Below are 1,826 nucleotides of genomic sequence, written 5' to 3' on the forward strand. Positions count from 1 at the left end.
TACCAGACGGCAAAACGCCCGACATCCTGTGGAGGACACCGGGCGTTGGCATCGCCAGCCTCATGGGCCGACGATGAGCTTCGCGAAGGCGATCAGTTGCTCGACACGGCGCGCGACTTCACCAGCTCGGCACGCACGTCGTCACGGCTCTTGGCCTGCACAGTGGCTTCCACCGGGTAACGGCCGGGGAACAGATCCTTGAAACGGGCACCGGTTTCGCCATCAGCGATCAGGTCGCCATTGGCTTGGGCTTCGGCCAGTTCCGCACGCACTTGAGCGCGGGTCTTGCCCTGGGCAACCACTTCAACGGCGGGAGCAGCGGTGCGGTTGGCAGCGTACTGAGCGGGGAACACTTCGTTGAAGCGGGCACCGGTCTGGCCGTCGGCGATCAGGTCACCATTGGCTTGTGCCACGGCCAGCTCGGCTTTCACGTCAGCGCGGGTCTTGGCAGCCACAGTGGCTTGGGGGTACAGGTGCGGGCTGACCTGGTTGAAACGCTGACCGGTTTCGCCGTCGGCGATCAGGGTGCCGTTGCGCTGCGCTTCGACGAGTTCGGCGCGAACTTGTTCGCGGGTCTTGGCGGCAGCAGGATCGGCAGCCAGGGCGTGGCCGGCAACGAGGGTGGACAGGGCGATGGCAACAACAGACAAACGGGTTTTCATGACAGTTTCCTTGAAGAGGGTTGAACATGCCGGTCGGTCCGTTGTGCGGTCTGGCCGGCTTCGATGCCTCAGCGAGGGGGTTTGCGTGCATCGATGGGTTGAACTGTAAAGTTTCTGATCCTGAAGAAAAATAGCTTTAGAACGACTGCTGTGTTTCACATTCAGCAATAATCAAGGCTTTCGTACCTGGGAAAACCCTTCTAAGGAGCCTCTTCATGGACCGTCTGGCCTCGATGCGCGTCTTTCAAAAAGTGATCGACGAGGGTGGTTTTGCGGCCGCCGGACGCGCCATGGACATGTCGCCTGCGGTGGTCACGCGGCTCGTCGCCGATCTGGAGGATCACCTCGGAACCCGCCTGCTGCACCGCACGACACGGCGCGTGTCGCTCACCGACGCTGGCGAGAGTTACCTGGACCGGGTGCGCCTGATCCTGCAGGACCTCGACGAAGCCCACGCACTGGTGAGCTCGCAAACCAGCGAACTCGCGGGCGTGCTGCGCCTGCTGGCGCCACCGGTGATGGCCACGCACGTGCTCGCACCGCTGGTGAGCGGTTTCCGGCAGGCGTATCCCAAGATCCTGCTGGACATCGAAGTGGAGTCGCACCGCGAGCCGCCGATCGAGGACTACGACATCACGCTCATGGGAACCAAGGCCTCGTTCGACGCCAACGTGATCGCACGCAAGGTGCTCTCCAGCGTCACTGTGCTGCTGGCCTCGCCCGACTACCTGCGGCGCAAGGGCACGCCGGTCCGGCCCGAAGACCTGGCGCAACACGATTGCCTGCGCTTCAAACCCGCCGTCGGCCGCAGCCGCGCCTGGCGCCTGCTGCACGAGACGGATGAGGCGCGCTTCATCGACATCGAGGTGCAGCCGGTGCTGTGGGCCAACCACACCGACACGCTGATGCACGCCGCGCTGGACGGCGCGGGCATCACCGCCACCACGATCGAGCTGGCCGCGCCGCTGATCCAGAACGGTGACCTGGTGCGCGTGCTCAATCCCTGGATCACCGACCGAGTCACGATGTACGCAGCGTTGCCCAGCCGCAAGTTCATGCCACGGCGCACCGAGGTGTTTCTGGACTACCTCATCGAGCGAACCCGCGCCCGCGTGGACAGCGCCATGGCAACCTGCAGCAGCTGCTGACGCACACCGTTACACA

The 1,826-nt window shown here is 64.1% G+C and carries 2 protein-coding genes; one reads left to right on the top strand and one right to left on the bottom strand.

The window, feature by feature from the left end; genetic code table 11:
- Positions 1 to 92: 92 nt before the first annotated feature.
- A complete protein-coding gene (locus IV113_RS23920; RefSeq protein WP_291090597.1) occupies positions 93 to 662 on the bottom strand; it encodes a DUF4148 domain-containing protein in 570 nt (189 codons plus the stop codon).
- 215 nt (positions 663 to 877) lie between these two features.
- On the opposite strand from IV113_RS23920, the gene IV113_RS23925 reads away from it, so the two are divergent.
- Positions 878 to 1,810 carry a LysR family transcriptional regulator gene (locus IV113_RS23925; protein WP_291090598.1) on the top strand — a complete coding sequence of 311 codons (933 nt, stop codon included), beginning with the start codon at positions 878 to 880 and terminating at the stop codon, positions 1,808 to 1,810.
- Positions 1,811 to 1,826: the final 16 nt, after the last annotated feature.

It is taken from the genome of Hydrogenophaga sp., assembly GCF_018780385.1.
Lineage (GTDB): Bacteria > Pseudomonadota > Gammaproteobacteria > Burkholderiales > Burkholderiaceae_C > Hydrogenophaga.